Genomic DNA, 15,897 nt, shown 5'->3' on the forward strand with positions numbered 1-15,897 from the left:
ACTATGGTGCTGCGGGCGTCAGATTCACCTGTACGCCTCTGGCCCACAGTTCTTCGGCATGCTCGGAAAAACGGTCGAACATTCCGCCGCTGTCGTGCTTGCGCAGGTGCAGCATTGGGGAATCATGCCCGACCAGCCTCGCGAGATGTGGAGTGACAAGCGCTTCATTGTCGAATCGGAACACCGACAGGGAGACATGGTTTACGGCATCGTCGGGAGCAGAGAAGCGGGTTTCAAGGCCCGCATGCGCTCCCAGTTTGCCGAGATGTTCAAGAGTGATCCGAATACGCGTGGACACTGATAGCGCCACGTCTTCGATCGTTTCCCGGTTGCGTGTCACCTCTCCGTCGGGGTCGCCGAGGAGGAAACGCACTCGGCATCCGTTGTCCAGCTTGCGACGGAGAGTTGAAACGAATGCAGGCTGGTCAAGCCAAAGGAAATAGTTTGTGTATCCGGCGAAGAATAGGTCTTCCGTCGCGTCGGCAATCAACTCGCCCCACAGTGTTGAAGGGCAGGCGGACCGGTACGGGTAGGAGCGGATGATCTCACGGTCGCCGCCGGTCTTGATTCGATCCTTTACCGCTTTCGGCCAGATCATTTCTTCGTCAACTCCCAACGCCCCGCAGGCGTCTTCGCGGTTTCTGGCATGCGGGATGAGGTCTGCGTCTGCAACCCATCGTTCAACGGTTTTGCCGGAAACGCCCACACGGGCGGCGAGTTGGCGTGGCGACAAACCGGCCGTCTCCATAGCTGATCTTAACGCCGTATTCAAGGCTTCCCCCTGGGACGTTTGGGCGTTCTTCGAGGCTACCGCCGAGACCTCCCAACTGTCGCCCCATCAGGGCAAGGACGTCCCCCATGGGTCGGCAGCATGGCCAGACACAAGAGACCCCCGCGCCGCTGGAACGGCCGGGGGCATGGCCAACGCTTCAGAGGAGCGCTGACGGTGTCCTACCTATCACGAACGCTCGAACGAGTGAGAGCCGCATTCCGGCGACGCACCCCCGGCAAACACAGCCGCACCGCTATGCCCCCCGCAGCGCCCCAGGCGCCCCGCAATCGGCCCTCGCCGGAGGTGTGGGGCGCATGGCTGGTCACCGCGCGCAGGCGCCGCAGGGACAGGCACGCCCAGGGCGGGGCACGGCAGCCGCAGCCGCGCGCCGAGTGGTTCACGCCCGACCCGTGGGAGCACACGGGCGCCATGGTCCGGCCCTACGTCGGGCCGCTGGGCGGCACCTCGCAGACGCACCGGACAGGCGCCCAGGATGCCCCCTGGGGGAATGCCCGGTGATGACCATTGCTGTGTACCGGATCGATCCGCAGACAGGCGCCCGGACCCTCGTACGCGCCGAGCACACCGTGAAGCCGTCGAGCGTGCCGGATTTCTCCAGCTCATATCCGCCGTGCCGTTGTCCGCGCCACAAGAGCAGCGACCAGCGGGAAAGCAGGCTCCGCGCACTGGTGGCCGAAGCAAACCGACGTAGCAGGGGGACACGGTGACGCGCTCAATCATCAAAGCGGCTGAGTGGACGCTCGGCCCGGAAACCGCCCAGGGCGCAACGCGGGGCATCTACTCCGCCGAGTGCATCACGTGCGGGGCGCAAGCACGGCCAACTGACAATGAGCGCTTGCCAGTTGAGGTCTGGGCTCTGAAGCACACGGGCTTGAATCCGACGCATCGTCAGTTCAAGGCGACGGCAGAGACCTTCTGGCGAGTCACGCCGAGCGAGGGCAATCCCTACGCCGAGAGCGACGCAGCCCAGGGCATCTAGCGCGCTAGCGCCATCCCCGATGGCTGCCGCTTCCGGGGCGCCGCGAGGCGCAAGGGCAGCAACGCTAGGCACCCGTCCCGCTTCCCCCGACGGGACGGGGGAGCGCCCCCAACTGCGCGAGCAAGGGCGGCAGTTGGGGGCCTCTTGCTGTGGCACCGCCGTGAAGCTCACGGATGGTTGCCGGAGTCCGGCATTGCTGCCCGCAACGAGTGCTGTGATCATGCATGTGTCCCGGTCGGGGCGCCCCGCTCTCTGTCCGGAGGAAGACCTATGAAATGGGTCGTTGGAATCGGTATGTTCCTGGGCCTGCTGATCTTCGCCCTGGGTGTGGCTTCGATACGTACGGGGTGGACGTTGCCGTGGGCGCGTCGCCACGTCAGGCACCCCCGCGTCTACGGGACTGGAGCACTCTTGGTGGGGACCTCTTGTGTACTGCAAGGGCTGTTCTATTTCGGCGTGCTGCCGGTCCCATCTTGGGAAGTCCGATTCTTCAGCATGAACGCGCTCATGCTGACCGGGTTGGTGCTTATAGCGGTTGGCCAGATGCGGCCTATCCGACGTAAGGAACCGAACGCGTAGCAGCACTTACCTTGGTCACGGCTCCGCAACGGTTCGAGAGCCCCGAAGCCGAGCCCGAAGCCATCGTTTCCGCAGGTCAAGCCCTACCCACCCCTAGCAAGGCGCGCCGCCCTTCGACCCCCCTCGGCGCCTAATGGCTCGGGAGGTTCTGTGCGTGCGCGGGTGCGGGTGCTTCGTGGTTGATCGCGCAGTTCCCCGCGCCCCTGGACGGCCTGCGGCCGTCTATGCGGTCGCTCCTGATGTCGCCAGGGCCTCCGAGAGTTCCGCCGCCACCTGTTGCAGGACCGGGACGATGCGCTCGGTTGCCGTCTCCGTCACTCGGCCTGCTGGGCCCGAGATGGAGATGGCCGCGGCGGTGGGGGAGTTGGGGACGGAGACGGCCAGGCAGCGGACGCCGATCTCCTGTTCGTTGTCGTCGACCGCGTAGCCGTGGGTGCGTACGTCGTCGAGGGCGGCGAGGAAGGCGTCGGGGGTGGTGATGGTCTTGTCGGTGGCGGCGGGCATGCCCGTGCGGGTCAGGAGGGCGCGTACCTCGTCGGGCGGGAAGCCGGCGAGGAGAGCCTTGCCGACGCCGGTGGAGTGGGGCAGGACGCGGCGGCCCACCTCGGTGAACATACGCATGGAGTGCTTGGACGGCACCTGGGCGACGTACACGATCTCGTCGCCGTCGAGGAGCGCCATGTTCGCCGTCTCGCCGGTTTCCTCGACGAGGCGGGCGAGGTAGGGGCGTGCCCAGGTGCCCAGCAGGCGGGAGGCCGACTCGCCGAGACGGATCAGGCGCGGGCCGAGGGCGTACCGGCGGTTGGGCTGCTGGCGGACGTAGCCGCAGACGACCAGCGTCCGCATCAGCCGGTGGATGGTCGGCAGGGGCAGCCCGCTGCTCGCGGACAACTCGCTGAGGCCGACCTCACCGCCCGCGTCCGCCATCCGCTCCAGCAGATCGAAGGCGCGCTCAAGGGACTGGACGCCACCGGAGGACGACTTGGTGGAGTCGGTGGCGCTGGCGCTGGACGTCGGCACGGGTGCGGTCCTTTCGGGTCAGGATCAGAAGGTGCGGCCCGCAGGGCCTCGAACAGGGCGGTGGCGGGTGACGGGCGGGCGAAGACGCAGCCTACCGGGCAGTTCGTTGACTGCTCGCTTCTGCGTTACTACGTTCTGATCGGTGGAATTTTAATTCCGTCTTGTGAAAACATCCAGAGTGGACGCGTCGGGTGCAGAGTGGAAGGGCCTGGAGAGGTGTGCCCCTTGACGGGGCGGGAGTGGGGGTGAAAACTCCTTCAACAGAACGTTGAATTCCGTTACGCGGAAGTAAATACCGTTACGCGGAAGTGAACGGTGGTACGGCGAGAGGGGTCCCGGTGTCCGAGGCTGAACTGGTGGTGCGCTCGACGCGGGTCGTCACGCCCGAGGGGACGCGCCCCGCCGCGGTCGCCGTCGCGGACGGCACGATCACGGCCGTACTCCCGTACGACGCCGACGTACCGCCCGGCGCCCGCCTGGAGGACTTCGGCGACCACGCCCTGCTGCCCGGCCTCGTCGACACCCATGTGCATGTGAACGACCCGGGCCGCACCCACTGGGAGGGCTTCTGGACCGCCACCCGCGCCGCGGCGGCCGGCGGGATCACCACCCTCGTCGACATGCCCCTCAACTCCCTGCCGCCCACCACCACGGTCGACCACCTCCGCACGAAGCGGGAGGTCGCCGCCGACAAGGCCCACATCGACGTCGGCTTCTGGGGCGGCGCGCTGCCCGACAACGTCAAGGACCTGCGGCCGCTGCACGACGCCGGGGTCTTCGGCTTCAAGGCGTTCCTGTCGCCGTCCGGCGTGGAGGAGTTCCCGCACCTCGAACAGGACGGGCTCGCCCGCTCCCTGACCGAGATCGCCGGCTTCGGCGGACTGCTCATCGTGCACGCCGAGGACCCGCACCACCTCGACGCGGCCCCGCAGCGGGGCGGCCCCAAGTACGCCGACTTCCTCGCCTCACGCCCGCGCGGCGCCGAGGACACCGCGATCGCGGCCCTCATCGCCCAGGCCGCACGGCTCGACGCACGCGTCCACGTCCTGCACCTGTCGTCCAGCGACGCGCTGGGGCTGATAGCCGAGGCCAAGCGGAACGGCGTCCGCGTCACCGTCGAGACCTGCCCGCACTACCTCACCCTCACCGCCGAGGAAGTCCCGGACGGCGCAAGCGAGTTCAAGTGCTGCCCCCCGATTCGCGAGTCCGCCAACCAGGACCTCCTCTGGCAGGCCCTCGCCGACGGCACGATCGACTGCGTGGTCACCGACCACTCCCCGTCGACCGCCGACCTGAAGACCGACGACTTCGCCACCGCCTGGGGCGGCATCTCCGGCCTGCAACTCAGCCTCGCCGCGGTCTGGACCGAGGCCCGCGGGCGCGGCCACGGCCTGGAGGACGTGGTCCGCTGGATGTCCTCGCGCACGGCGGCTCTGGTGGGGCTGGACCGCAAGGGCGCCATCGAGGCGGGCCGCGACGCCGACTTCGCAGTCCTCGCCCCCGACGAGACCTTCACCGTCGACCCGGCCGCACTCCAGCACCGCAACCGCGTCACCGCGTACGCGGGAAAGACGCTGTACGGCGTGGTCAAGTCCACCTGGCTGCGCGGCGAACGCATCGCCCTGGACGGCGAGTTCACCGAACCGAAGGGGCGACTCCTCACCCGCACCGGCTGACCGCACCCCGCACCCGCGGCGGCCGACCACCGAAAGGCAGACCTGATCATCGTGACGGCGCAGAACCCCTCGTCGGCGACCTTTACCGGCGACGCGAACCCGTACGGCGGCGGTGACCCGTACGCCGACTACCGCACCGCCGACTTCCCCTTCACCCAGTACGCCGACCTCGCCGACCGCAGGCTCGGCGCCGGTGTCGTCGCCGCCAACGACGAGTTCTTCGCCCAGCGCGAGAACCTGCTGGTGCCCGAGCGCGCCGAGTTCGACCCCGAGCACTTCGGGCACAAGGGCAAGATCATGGACGGCTGGGAGACCAGGCGGCGCCGGGGCGCCTTGGCCGACCACCCGTGGCCGACGGCCGACGACCACGACTGGGCGCTGGTCCGCCTCGGCGCGCCCGGCGTGGTCCGGGGCATCGTCGTCGACACGGCCCACTTCCGCGGCAACTACCCGCAGGCGGTCTCCGTCGAGGGCACCTCGGTGGCCGGCACCCCGTCGCCGGACGAGCTGCTCGCCGACGACGTGAAGTGGACGACCCTCGTCCCGCGCACCCAGGTCGGCGGCCACGCGGCGAACGGCTTCGCCGTCTCCGTCGAGCAGCGCTTCACCCACATCCGCGTGAACCAGCACCCCGACGGCGGCATCGCCCGCCTGCGCGTGTACGGCGAGGTCGTCCCGGACCCGGCCTGGCTGGCCGCCCTCGGCACCTTCGACGTGGTCGCCCTGGAGAACGGCGGGCAGGCGGAGGACGCCTCCAACCTCTTCTACTCACCCGCCACCAACACCATCCAGCCCGGCCGCGCCCGCGTCATGCACGAGTGCTGGGAGACCCGCCGCCGCCGCGACCAGGGCAACGACTGGATCCGCTACCGCCTCGCCGCCCAGTGCGAGATCCGCGCCCTGGAGATCGACACGGCCTACCTCAAGGGCAACGCGGCCGGCTGGGCCACCGTCTCCGTCCGCGACGGCGACGACGGCGACTGGCAGGAGATCCTCCCCCGCACCCGCCTCCAGCCCGACACCACCCACCGCTTCGTCCTCCCGACCCCGGCAACGGCCACCCACGCCCGCGTCGACATCTACCCCGACGGCGGCATCTCCCGCCTCCGCCTGCACGGCTCCCTGACAGCGGAGGGCAAGACCCGCCTGGCGGCCCGCCACCAGGAGGTAGGCGGCTGACGCCCCCACAAGGGGCGGTGGGGAACCGCGCGACAAGCCCGGACGCTCCCGCACGTACTCACGCACGTCGGCCACGCCAGCCACCCACCCGCCGGCGGCGAACGGACGTCGACGCCTCCCCCGCGCCCCCGACCGATGAGTTGCGGCTCCCCATGAGGTCTGCACTGATGACAACAGACCCCACCCCGGAGCACGAAAGCAGGCATCCGCCATGGGCAAGCTCTCCCTCACCTCCTTCGTCACCCTCGACGGCGTCCACCAGGCCCCCGGCGGCCCCAACGAGGACCGCCGTGACGGCTTCGAGCACGGCGGCTGGAGCGTCCCGTACGGGGACGAGGACTTCGGACGGTTCATCGACGGAGTCTTCTCCCGCGTCGAAGCCTTCCTGCTGGGCCGCAGGACGTACGAGATCTTCGCCGCCCACTGGCCGAAGGTCACCGACCCCGCCGACCCGGTCGCGGGCAAGCTCAACTCCCTGCCCAAGTACGTCGCTTCGCACACGATCACGAACCCCGGGTGGAGCGGCACGACCGTGCTCTCCGGCGACCTCGCCAAGGAGGTCACCGCCCTCAAGGGGCGGACCGGCGGCGAGGTCCAGGTCCACGGCAGCGGGGCCCTCGCCCAGTCGCTGCTCGCCCTCGACCTGGTCGACACCGTGCACCTGCTGACGTTCCCGGTCGTCCTCGGCGCCGGCCGGCGCCTCTTCGCCGAGGGCGCTCTCCCGACCGCGTTCCGCCACGCCGGGGGCAGCATCACGAGCACCGGCGTCTCGATCCAGACGTACGAACGCGTCGGGCGCCCCGAGTACGGCACCTACGAGCTGCCGGAGAACGCCTGACCCGCGGCGGGCCGGCCCGCGGTCGACGGTGCCGTGTCCGTAGACATGGCTGGAAACAGATCGTGGCGGGATGTCTGTGCTCGGCGTCGTGGACGGCTGCCAGGAGCGGGCGGTCTACTCCGTCAGCGCGTCCATCGCGCGATCGAGCAGCACGTCGATGGGAACAGCACCGTCGCAGGCCACCCACCCCGTGGTGGCCACCTCCAGGCAGGCGATGGCGGCCGCGACCAGCGCACTCGGCCTGGGGTCCTCCGGCAGGTCAGGACTGGTCGCGAGTCGCCTGGCGACCTCCGGTACCAGCAGCTCCTGCCACTGCAGCTGCTTCTCGTGGTGCCGAGCGCGTAGCGACGGGGTCTGCTGGAGCATGCGCACATAGCTGAGCGTCTGCTCGGGCGCTTCCTCGTTCTGCCGCAGCAGAGCGTCGAACGCCCGGCGCAGTGCCACCCAGGGCCGTTCCTCGTCCGGACGGGCGGCGAGGGCTTCCGCGATGTGGCGGCCACTGTCCTCCAGGCCGACCAGCACCATGTCTTCCTTTGTCCCGAAGTACCGGAACAGGCTGGCGCGGGACAACCCCGCCTCCGCGGCGATCTGGTCGACGGTCGTCCGGTCGAAGCCCTGGGCGGAGAAGAGCCGGAGCGCCACCGCGACCACTTCTTCCCGAACCGTCGCCCGCATGCGCTCACGCAGGCCGGGCGGTCTTGCCGGGGATTGGGGGGGCAGTGCTCGTGGAGTTTCCCGGGTCGGAGCTGGCTGTTGCCGTCGGCCGTGCTCGACCCCGACCACGACCCCGACGAAGGAGGGTCCGGGCGGTCCCGGAGGCTGCCCAGGCGGACCGTGCGCGACTGGGTCGTCGACTTCACCTGCTTCCTGCTGGCCGTGTTCATCGGGCTGCTGGGCGTGGAGACGGTCAGGAGCGAACCCGACCTCCCGCGGGCCTTCGTCGTCCTCGACCAGGTGCTGGGCGCACTCGCCTGCGCCGCGGTCTGGCTGCGCCGGCGCCGGCCGGTCGGCCTCGCCGTGGCGATGGTCCCGGTCTGCTTCGTCTCCAACACGGCGGGCGGCGCCGGCCTGGTGGCCCTTTTCACCCTCGCCGTGCACCGGCCCTTCCGGTACGTGGCCTGGGTGGGCGGTGTCTCCGCCGCGCTGACGCCGCTGTTCTTCCGGCTGCGGCCCGACCCCGACGTCAGCTACCCCTGGGCGGTCTTCCTCGCCGCGCTCCTCACCGTCTCCATCGTCGGCTGGGGCATGTTCGTGCGCTCCAAGCGGCAGCTCATGCTGAGCTTCCGGGACCGCGCCCGGCGGGCCGAGACGGAGGCGGCGCTCCGGGCCGAGCAGGCGCAACGGCTCGCCCGGGAGGCCATCGCGCGGGAGATGCACGACGTGCTCGCCCACCGTCTGACCCTGCTGAGCGTGCACGCGGGCGCACTGGAGTTCCGTCCGGACGCGCCCCGGGCCGAGATCGCCCGCGCGGCGGGCGTCATCCGGGAGAGCGCGCACGAGGCCCTGCAGGATCTGCGGGAGATCATCGGCGTGCTGCGCGCGGGCGAACCCGACGACCCGGGCCGCCCCCAGCCGACCCTCGCCGCACTCGACGGCCTGGTCTCCGAGTCCCGCGAGGCCGGCATGAAGGTCGTCCTCGACAACCGCGTCACCGACCGCTCCGCCGTCCCCGCCTCCGTCGGCCGCACCGCCTACCGCATCGCCCAGGAGTGCCTGACCAACGCCCGCAAGCACGCCCCCGGCGCCGAGGTCACCGTCACCGTCTCCGGCGCCCCGGGCGACGGCCTCACCGTCTCCGTACGCAACCCCGCGCCACCCGGAGAGGTCCCGCCCGTCCCCGGTTCCGGCCAGGGACTCATCGGCCTGACCGAACGCGCCACGCTGGCCGGCGGCCGCCTGGACCACGGGCCGGAGCAGGACGGCGGCTTCGGGGTGTGGGCCTGGCTGCCCTGAGGCTGAACCCGGGCATCGGTGTGCGCGACGCCATCTCGTCCTCCATAATTGCCAGTTGACGTGTAGGACTCGTACGACGCGTACGACGCGTACGAGCCGTTCGGCACCGGGTGCCTCGGGAGGGACCGCAGCGTGAGTTTCGGGGGACACAATCCGTACCAGCCACCCCGGCCGCCGAACGGAGGACCGTACCCTCCACCCCCGGGCCCGTACGTGCCGCCCCAGCCCGGCCCGCCCCCGTACAACCCCAACGCCCCCTACCCGTACCCCGCTTACCCGTACGCTCCGCATCCGCCGCCCGGCCTGCTGCGGCGGATGCGGGGGGACGAGTGGCCGCCGCTGAGGGAGTTCCTGAGCGGGCTCCGGCTGCACGGCTGTCTGTGGGCGATGGCCGTGATGTGCGCCTGGCCGATGGTGGTCGGCCTGCTGGTGGGCTACCCGCTGGCCCGGTCCGCCCGCCGCCCGGCCCGGCGGATCTTCCCCTCGGGCGGCCACCGCCGCCTCGCCGACGACGGGGTGGCACGGGTGCAGCGGACGCGGGCGTGGACGGCCACCGTGATGTCCCTGCTGATCCTGGCGGCGTACGGCAAGCCCGAGGACGTGGACCAGGCGCAGCAGCAGTTCATGATGCGGCTGACCATCACCCCCTGGCTGCTGCTCCTCAGCGCGCCCGTCGTCGTCGCGGCCCTCTTCCGCCTGTCGTCACCGGCCGCGCGACGCGCCATGCGCCCGCATCTGCGCACCGCCGGGAAGTCGGCACTGTGGTACGTCGGCGCCTTCACGACGGTGCCGCTCCTCGGCGGGGCGATCTACTACGCGCACACGTACATGGGGGAGGACGTGGGCCTCTGGGGGCCGTTCGTCCTCCTCGTGCCGCTGCTCTGGGTGCTGCTCTTCATCGTCTTCGCCACCGGGCCCGCCGTGCGCAGCGCCTTCAACACCGCCGATGTGCACGCGGCGCTCCCGGCGCTGCTCACCGGCGCCCTGGTGTGGGAGTTCGCCGCCATCGGCCTCGCCACGGGCGGGCCGCCGCCGGGCCCACCGCTCGTCCAGCTCGCCGCTCTCGTCGGCGGCCCGGCCTCGGTCACGGTCGTCGCGTGGTGGGAGGTACGCCGCCTGCGCACCCGCTACGGCGTACGGCTGCGCGGCTGAGGAACGGCCCTCCCCGCCGGTCAGGCCGACCGCGGCACCACGCGCTGCCCCGCCGACCCGTACACCCACGCCGACGCCTCGTCGATGAAGTCGCCGGGGAAGCCGAGACGGAAGTCGGTGGTCTCCTCCAGCCGGGCCAGCACCTCCTCGGGCAGCACGAGCCGGGCCGCGCCGAGGTTGTCCATCAGCTGCTCGACCCGGCGGGCGCCCAGGATCGGGTGCACGGCGGGGGAGTGGGCCATGGTCCAGGCGATGGCCACCTGCGCCGGGGTGGCGCCGAGTTCGTCGGCGGCGGACTGCACGGCCTCCGCCACCGCGCGCTCCCGCTCCCCGATCGCCTCGGCGGACAGCCGGGTCGCCGTCCCCGGCGCCACCCCGCCCGGGCGGGTGTACTTGCCGGACAGGACGCCGTTCTGCAGGGGGCTCCAGGCCGCGATCGACATACCGAACGCCTCCGCCATCGGCAGCAACTCCCGCTCGATGTCCCGGTTGAGCAGGCTGTACGGCACCTGGAGCGCCGACAGCGGGGACCAACCCCGCCATTCCGCGAGCGTGTTGGCGCGCGAGACCACCCAGGCCGGGGCGTCCGAGATGCCGACGTACAGGACCTTCCCGGACCGTACGGCGTCGTCGAGGGCGCGCATGGTCTCCTCGACCGGGGTGTTCCGGTCCCAGATGTGCACCCAGTAGATGTCGACGTAGTCGGTGCCCAGGCGCCGCAGGCTCGTCTCCAGGGACAGCGCGAGGTTCTTGCGATGGTTGCCCGCCGCGTTGGGGTCGGAACCGTCCCGCGAGACGGTGTACTTGGTGGACAGCACGAACCGGTCGCGCCGCCCCTTGAGCAGCTCACCGACGATGCGCTCGCTCTCCCCGCCCCGGTAGTTGACCGCCGTGTCGATCACATTGCCGCCGGCCTCCGCGTACACGTCGAGGATCCGCGCGCACTCCTCCCGGGGCGCCCCCACCCCGCCCTGCTCCCCGAACGTCATGGCGCCGAGGAACAGCTCGGAGACGCGGAGCCCGGTCCGGCCCAGGAGTCGGTAACGCACCCAAAACCTCCGTCAGTTGACTGCCGTACCGGCCGACACTAACGGGTCGGCGCACGACAACGCGGCGGTCCGGGGGGCGCGTCACTACGGTAGTGACCCATGACCGACATCCGAACGGTGGGCCGATGACCCCGATCCGACTGCTCCTCGTCGACGACGACCCCCTCGTGCGCGCCGGGCTGTCCTTCATGCTGGGCGGCGCCGACGACATCGAGATCGTGGGCGAGGCCGCCGACGGCGACGAGGTGGCGGCGCTCGTCGACCGTACGCGCCCGGACGTCGTCCTCATGGACATCCGGATGCCGATCGTCGACGGCCTCTCCGCCACCGAGCGGCTCCGCGCCCGCCCGGACGCGCCCCAGGTCGTCGTCCTCACCACCTTCCACGCCGACGAGCAGGTGGTGCGCGCCCTGCGCGCCGGCGCCGCCGGATTCGTCCTCAAGGACACCCCGCCCGCCGAGATCGTCGAGGCGGTACGGCGGGTCGCGGCCGGCGACCCCGTCCTCTCGCCCGCCGTCACCCGCCAGCTCATGGCCCACACCGCCGCCGGCGCCCCCGACACCCGCCGCACGAAGGCCCGCGCCCGGATCGCCGCCCTCAACGACCGCGAACGCGAGGTCGCCGCCGCCGTCGGCCGGGGCGCCGCCAACGCCGAGATCGCCGCCGAACTCTTCATGAGCGTCTCCACGGTCAAGACCCACGTTTCCCGCATCCTCACCGAACTCGACCTCAACAACCGCGTACAGATCGCCCTGCTGACATACGACGCGGGCCTGCTGGAGGAGGACGGAGCGTAGGAACCCCCTGAGTCCGAGGCCTTCAGGGGCGCGGGGAACCGCGCGACAAGCCACGACGATCCCGCGGACACCCTCTCAGTCCCGGCCCCCCGGAATCTCCCCCAGGTTCACCGCCCGGTGCTCCCGCCGGGACAGCTCGCACGCCTCGGCGATCCGGAGGGCCAGCAGGGCCTCGCGGCCGTCACAGGGGTTGGCCCGCTCCCCGCGCACCACCTCGACGAACGCGGCGATCTCGGCCTCGTACGCCGCGGCGAAGCGCTCCAGGAAACCGGTCCACGGCTTGTCCGCGGGCGGCGGCCCGGCCGACTCCGTGGACGCGACCGGCGTACGGTCGTCCAGCCCGACCACCACGGTGTCCAGCTCGCCGGCCAGCTCCATGCGCACGTCGTACCCGGCGCCGTTCACCCGCGCCGCGGTCGCCGTGACGAGCGTCCCGTCCTCCAGGGTGAGCACCGCGGCCGCCGTGTCGACGTCGCGCGCCTCCCGGAACATCGGATGCCCGGCGTCCGACCCGGTGGCGTACACGGTGGCGACCTCGCGCCCCGTCACCCACCGCACCATGTCGAAGTCATGGATCAGGCAGTCCCGGTAGATGCCCCCGGACACCGGCAGGTACTCCGCCGGCGGCGGCGTCTGATCGGCGGTCAGCGCCCGCACGGTGTGCAGCCGCCCGAGCCGCCCCGAGCGGACCGCCTCCCGCGCGGTGACGTAGCCGGTGTCGAAGCGGCGCTGGAAGCCCATCTGCAGCACGGTCCCGGCCGCGTCGACCTCGGCCAGCGCGCTTAAGGTGCCCGGCAGATCCACGGCGACGGGTTTCTCGCAGAACACGGGCAGCCCCGAGCGTGCTGCCCGACCGATCAGTTCGCCGTGGGCCGAGGTCGCGGCCGTTATGACCACGGCGTCCACCCCCCAGGTGAAGATCTCGTCCACGCCCGGCGCCACCGTCTCGCCGAGGCGATCCGCGAGGTCATGGGCCCGAGTCGGGTCGACGTCCGTGATGATCAGGGAGCCGACATCACGATGGCGGCTGAGCGTGGTCGCGTGAAACGTACCGATGCGGCCCGCGCCGATGAGTCCGATGCGCATGGGAAACAAAGTGGGGTCGCACCCGCCACTGTGTCAATGGTTTGTCCGGACAACCGAACCATGCAACTTCCCGTCATCAGGCACCGGGGCTACGCTCGGCCCGTGCCGAAACCAGAAGTGGCTCCGACCGTGACGCTCCAGCTCAGCGTGGACCGCAGCAGCCCGGTCCCGCTCTACTTCCAGCTGTCCCAGCAGCTGGAGGCCGCGATCGAGCACGGTGAGCTGACCCCGGGCAGTCTGCTGGGCAACGAGATCGAACTGGCCGCCCGCCTCGGTCTGTCCCGCCCGACCGTCCGCCAGGCCATCCAGTCCCTCGTCGACAAGGGCCTGCTCGTACGCCGCCGGGGCGTGGGCACCCAGGTCGTCCACAGCCAGGTCAAACGCCCTCTGGAACTCAGCAGCCTCTACGACGACCTGGAGGCCGCGGGCCAGCGCCCGGCCACCCGGGTCCTCCTCAACACCACCGTCGCCGCCTCCGCCGAGGTCGCCGCCGCCCTCGCCGTCGCCGAGGGCGGCGAAGTCCACCGCATCGAGCGACTCCGTCTGGCCCATGGCGAACCCATGGCCTACCTCTGCAACTACCTCCCCGCCGACCTCCTCGACCTCGACGCCCCCCAGCTGGAGGCGACGGGCCTGTACCGCCTGATGCGCGCCGCCGGCATCACCCTCCACAGCGCCCGCCAGACCATCGGCGCGAGAACGGCCACCCCGGACGAGGCGGACCGTCTCGGCGAACCGGAGAACGCCCCACTCCTGACCATGCAACGCACCACGTTCGACGACACGGGCAGAGCGGTCGAATACGGCACCCACATCTACCGCGCGTCCCGCTACTCCTTCGATTTCCAACTCCTGGTCCGCTCCTGAGCAAGAGGGCGCCACCGCTTTTGCCTTTGAGGGGCGTGGGGCTGTGCCGATATGCGGCTCCGCCGCATGGGCGCGACAAGCCCCCGCTCACCCGCACCCGAAAAGACACCCGATGGCACCGCCCGCCCCAACGGCGCACCAAGCGAAGCGCTAAGGCAGAATCGGCGCGATGAGCACTTACCGCGACTTCACCCACCGCGGCTCCGCGCGGGCCACCGTCCTGCGGACCGTGGGAACGCGCGAACGCCGCTCCCACCTGACGGCCCCCCGCGTCCCCACCGTCGGTATCGACATCGGCGGCACGAAGGTGATGGCGGGCGTCGTCGACGCCGACGGCAACATCCTGGAGAAGCTCCGCACGGAGACCCCGGACAAGTCCAAGAGCCCCCAGGTCGTCGAGGACACCATCACGGAGCTGGTCCTCGACCTCTCCGACCGGCACGACGTGCACGCCGTCGGCATCGGCGCCGCCGGCTGGGTCGACGCGGAGCGCAACCGCGTCCTGTTCGCCCCCCACCTGTCCTGGCGCAACGAGCCGCTGCGCGACCGCCTCGCCGGCCGCCTCGCCGTGCCCGTCCTCGTCGACAACGACGCGAACGCCGCCGCCTGGGCCGAGTGGCGCTTCGGCGCCGGCCGCGACGAGGACCACCTGGTCATGATCACGCTCGGCACCGGCATCGGCGGCGCGATCCTTGAGGACGGCCAGGTCAAGCGCGGCAAGTTCGGCGTCGCGGGCGAGTTCGGCCATATGCAGGTCGTGCCGAGTGGCCACCGCTGCCCGTGCGGCAACCGCGGCTGCTGGGAGCAGTACAGCTCCGGAAACGCCCTGGTCAGGGAGGCCCGCGAACTCGCGGCGGCCGACTCCCCGGTGGCGTACGGGATCATCGAGCACGTCAAGGGGAACATCGCCGACATCACTGGGCCGATGATCACCGAGCTGGCCCGTGAGGGCGACGCGATGTGCATCGAGCTGCTCCAGGACATCGGCCAGTGGCTCGGCGTGGGCATCGCCAACCTGGCCGCCGCCCTCGACCCGTCCTGCTTCGTCATCGGCGGCGGTGTCTCAGCCGCCGACGACCTGCTGATCGGCCCGGCCCGCGAGGCCTTCCGCCGCCATCTCACCGGCCGCGGTTACCGCCCCGAGGCCCGGATCGCCCGCGCCCAGCTGGGGCCCGAGGCCGGCATGGTGGGCGCCGCCGACCTCGCCAGACTCGTCGCCCGCCGCTTCCGCCGCGCCAACCGGCGCCGGGTGGAGCGCTACGAGCGTTACGCGCGGTACGTGGAGGCCCGCCGCACCACCCAGGACTCCGCGTGACCCCCTCGGTGCCGCATCAGGGCTCCTCCCCGGAGGAGCCCGAGCGGCCCGCCGAGAACCGCCGCCGTACGATCCGCCGCCGGGCGATCACCCTGTCGATCATCGTGCTGCTCATCGGCGTACCCGCCGGCTACCTGGTCATCTCCGCCAACCAGAGCCGCGACAGCGGCAAGGACAAGGAGGAGAAGTACTCGGCGACCGGTCTCACCGCGCACTGGCCCTCCCGGGTCCAGCAGCGCCTCTACCAGGTGCCGATCCCGCCGTACTCCAAGCACGTCGCGTACTACGAGACGAACAACTGGAAGACCAGCCGCCTGTACGTGCAGTTCTATACGAGCAACGAGGGCCTGGAGCGCTTCCTCGACCAGATCGGCGCCCGCACCGACGACCTGGAGCCGGACGAGAGCGCCATCAACGCCCGAGACCGGGGGATCGTCGGCTGGGACTTCACCGGCCCCGGCCCCTGGTACGGCCTCGTCAAGGACCAGAAGAACCCCGCACCCACCCACGACATCGTCGTGAACCGGTCAAACCCGGACCATCCGATGGTGTACGTGGTGTCGCGGACTGTGCCCTGACCAGGTGAAACATCAGTCCGGATGGGCCCGCGCGAG

At 70.9% G+C, this 15,897-nt stretch carries 15 protein-coding genes; 10 read left to right on the forward strand and 5 right to left on the reverse strand.

Annotated features, from left to right (window positions below):
- Window position 1: 1 nt before the first annotated feature.
- Window positions 2–748, reverse strand: coding sequence for a helix-turn-helix domain-containing protein (locus I8N67_RS33025; protein ID WP_200307939.1), 747 nt, complete (start codon window positions 746–748; stop codon window positions 2–4).
- A 748-nt stretch (window positions 749–1,496) separates the two neighbouring features.
- Between I8N67_RS33025 and I8N67_RS33030 the strand changes: the two genes are divergently transcribed.
- Window positions 1,497–1,772, forward strand: coding sequence for a DUF7848 domain-containing protein (locus I8N67_RS33030; protein WP_200307940.1), 276 nt, complete (start codon window positions 1,497–1,499; stop codon window positions 1,770–1,772).
- 801 nt (window positions 1,773–2,573) lie between these two features.
- On the opposite strand, the gene I8N67_RS33035 is transcribed toward I8N67_RS33030, so the two are convergent.
- A complete protein-coding gene (locus I8N67_RS33035) occupies window positions 2,574–3,371 on the reverse strand; it encodes an IclR family transcriptional regulator (protein WP_200307941.1) in 798 nt (265 codons plus the stop codon).
- Window positions 3,372–3,709: 338 nt separating this feature from the next.
- Here I8N67_RS33035 and allB point away from each other — a divergent pair, with 338 nt between their 5' ends.
- From allB to I8N67_RS33050, 3 genes are all read left to right on the forward strand, one after another.
- The gene (gene allB / locus I8N67_RS33040) at window positions 3,710–5,047 is read left to right on the forward strand and encodes an allantoinase AllB (RefSeq protein ID WP_200307942.1); all 1,338 of its coding nucleotides are present in this window, start codon (window positions 3,710–3,712) and stop codon (window positions 5,045–5,047) included.
- Window positions 5,048–5,098: 51 nt separating this feature from the next.
- Complete coding sequence (gene alc, locus I8N67_RS33045) at window positions 5,099–6,226, forward strand: allantoicase (protein WP_200307943.1); 1,128 nt, start codon at window positions 5,099–5,101, stop codon at window positions 6,224–6,226.
- A 211-nt stretch (window positions 6,227–6,437) separates the two neighbouring features.
- Window positions 6,438–7,064 (forward strand): dihydrofolate reductase family protein, encoded by a 627-nt coding sequence (locus I8N67_RS33050; RefSeq protein WP_200307944.1) that lies wholly within the window; start codon window positions 6,438–6,440, stop codon window positions 7,062–7,064.
- A 114-nt stretch (window positions 7,065–7,178) separates the two neighbouring features.
- On the opposite strand, the gene I8N67_RS33055 is transcribed toward I8N67_RS33050, so the two are convergent.
- Complete coding sequence (locus tag I8N67_RS33055) at window positions 7,179–7,739, reverse strand: TetR family transcriptional regulator (RefSeq protein ID WP_200307945.1); 561 nt, start codon at window positions 7,737–7,739, stop codon at window positions 7,179–7,181.
- 78 nt (window positions 7,740–7,817) lie between these two features.
- Here I8N67_RS33055 and I8N67_RS33060 point away from each other — a divergent pair, with 78 nt between their 5' ends.
- Together I8N67_RS33060 and I8N67_RS33065 are read left to right on the forward strand one after the other, a co-directional pair.
- A complete protein-coding gene (locus I8N67_RS33060) occupies window positions 7,818–9,017 on the forward strand; it encodes a sensor histidine kinase (RefSeq protein WP_200307946.1) in 1,200 nt (399 codons plus the stop codon).
- A 213-nt stretch (window positions 9,018–9,230) separates the two neighbouring features.
- Entirely contained in the window at window positions 9,231–10,169 is a 939-nt protein-coding gene (locus tag I8N67_RS33065; RefSeq protein WP_307835444.1) for a hypothetical protein, read from the forward strand.
- A 20-nt stretch (window positions 10,170–10,189) separates the two neighbouring features.
- Here I8N67_RS33065 and I8N67_RS33070 read toward each other — a convergent pair whose 3' ends face one another.
- The gene (locus I8N67_RS33070; RefSeq protein WP_200307947.1) at window positions 10,190–11,218 is read right to left on the reverse strand and encodes an aldo/keto reductase; all 1,029 of its coding nucleotides are present in this window, start codon (window positions 11,216–11,218) and stop codon (window positions 10,190–10,192) included.
- Window positions 11,219–11,343: 125 nt separating this feature from the next.
- Here I8N67_RS33070 and I8N67_RS33075 point away from each other — a divergent pair, with 125 nt between their 5' ends.
- Complete coding sequence (locus tag I8N67_RS33075; RefSeq protein WP_200307948.1) at window positions 11,344–12,015, forward strand: response regulator transcription factor; 672 nt, start codon at window positions 11,344–11,346, stop codon at window positions 12,013–12,015.
- A gap of 75 nt (window positions 12,016–12,090) precedes the next feature.
- Here the strand turns inward: I8N67_RS33075 and I8N67_RS33080 are convergent, their stop codons facing one another.
- Window positions 12,091–13,101 (reverse strand): Gfo/Idh/MocA family protein, encoded by a 1,011-nt coding sequence (locus tag I8N67_RS33080; protein WP_200307949.1) that lies wholly within the window; start codon window positions 13,099–13,101, stop codon window positions 12,091–12,093.
- Between the two features lie 129 nt (window positions 13,102–13,230).
- Between I8N67_RS33080 and I8N67_RS33085 the strand changes: the two genes are divergently transcribed.
- From I8N67_RS33085 to I8N67_RS33095, 3 genes are all read left to right on the forward strand, one after another.
- Window positions 13,231–13,968 carry a GntR family transcriptional regulator gene (locus I8N67_RS33085; protein ID WP_200307967.1) on the forward strand — a complete coding sequence of 246 codons (738 nt, stop codon included), beginning with the start codon at window positions 13,231–13,233 and terminating at the stop codon, window positions 13,966–13,968.
- Between the two features lie 169 nt (window positions 13,969–14,137).
- Window positions 14,138–15,283 (forward strand): ROK family glucokinase, encoded by a 1,146-nt coding sequence (locus I8N67_RS33090; RefSeq protein ID WP_200307950.1) that lies wholly within the window; start codon window positions 14,138–14,140, stop codon window positions 15,281–15,283.
- Window positions 15,280–15,861 (forward strand): sugar kinase, encoded by a 582-nt coding sequence (locus I8N67_RS33095; protein WP_200307951.1) that lies wholly within the window; start codon window positions 15,280–15,282, stop codon window positions 15,859–15,861. Before I8N67_RS33090 ends, I8N67_RS33095 begins: the two co-directional genes overlap by 4 nt.
- Window positions 15,862–15,897 lie beyond the last annotated feature (36 nt).

Origin of the sequence: Streptomyces adelaidensis (assembly GCF_016598475.1) — a bacterium.
GTDB lineage: Bacteria > Actinomycetota > Actinomycetes > Streptomycetales > Streptomycetaceae > Streptomyces > Streptomyces adelaidensis.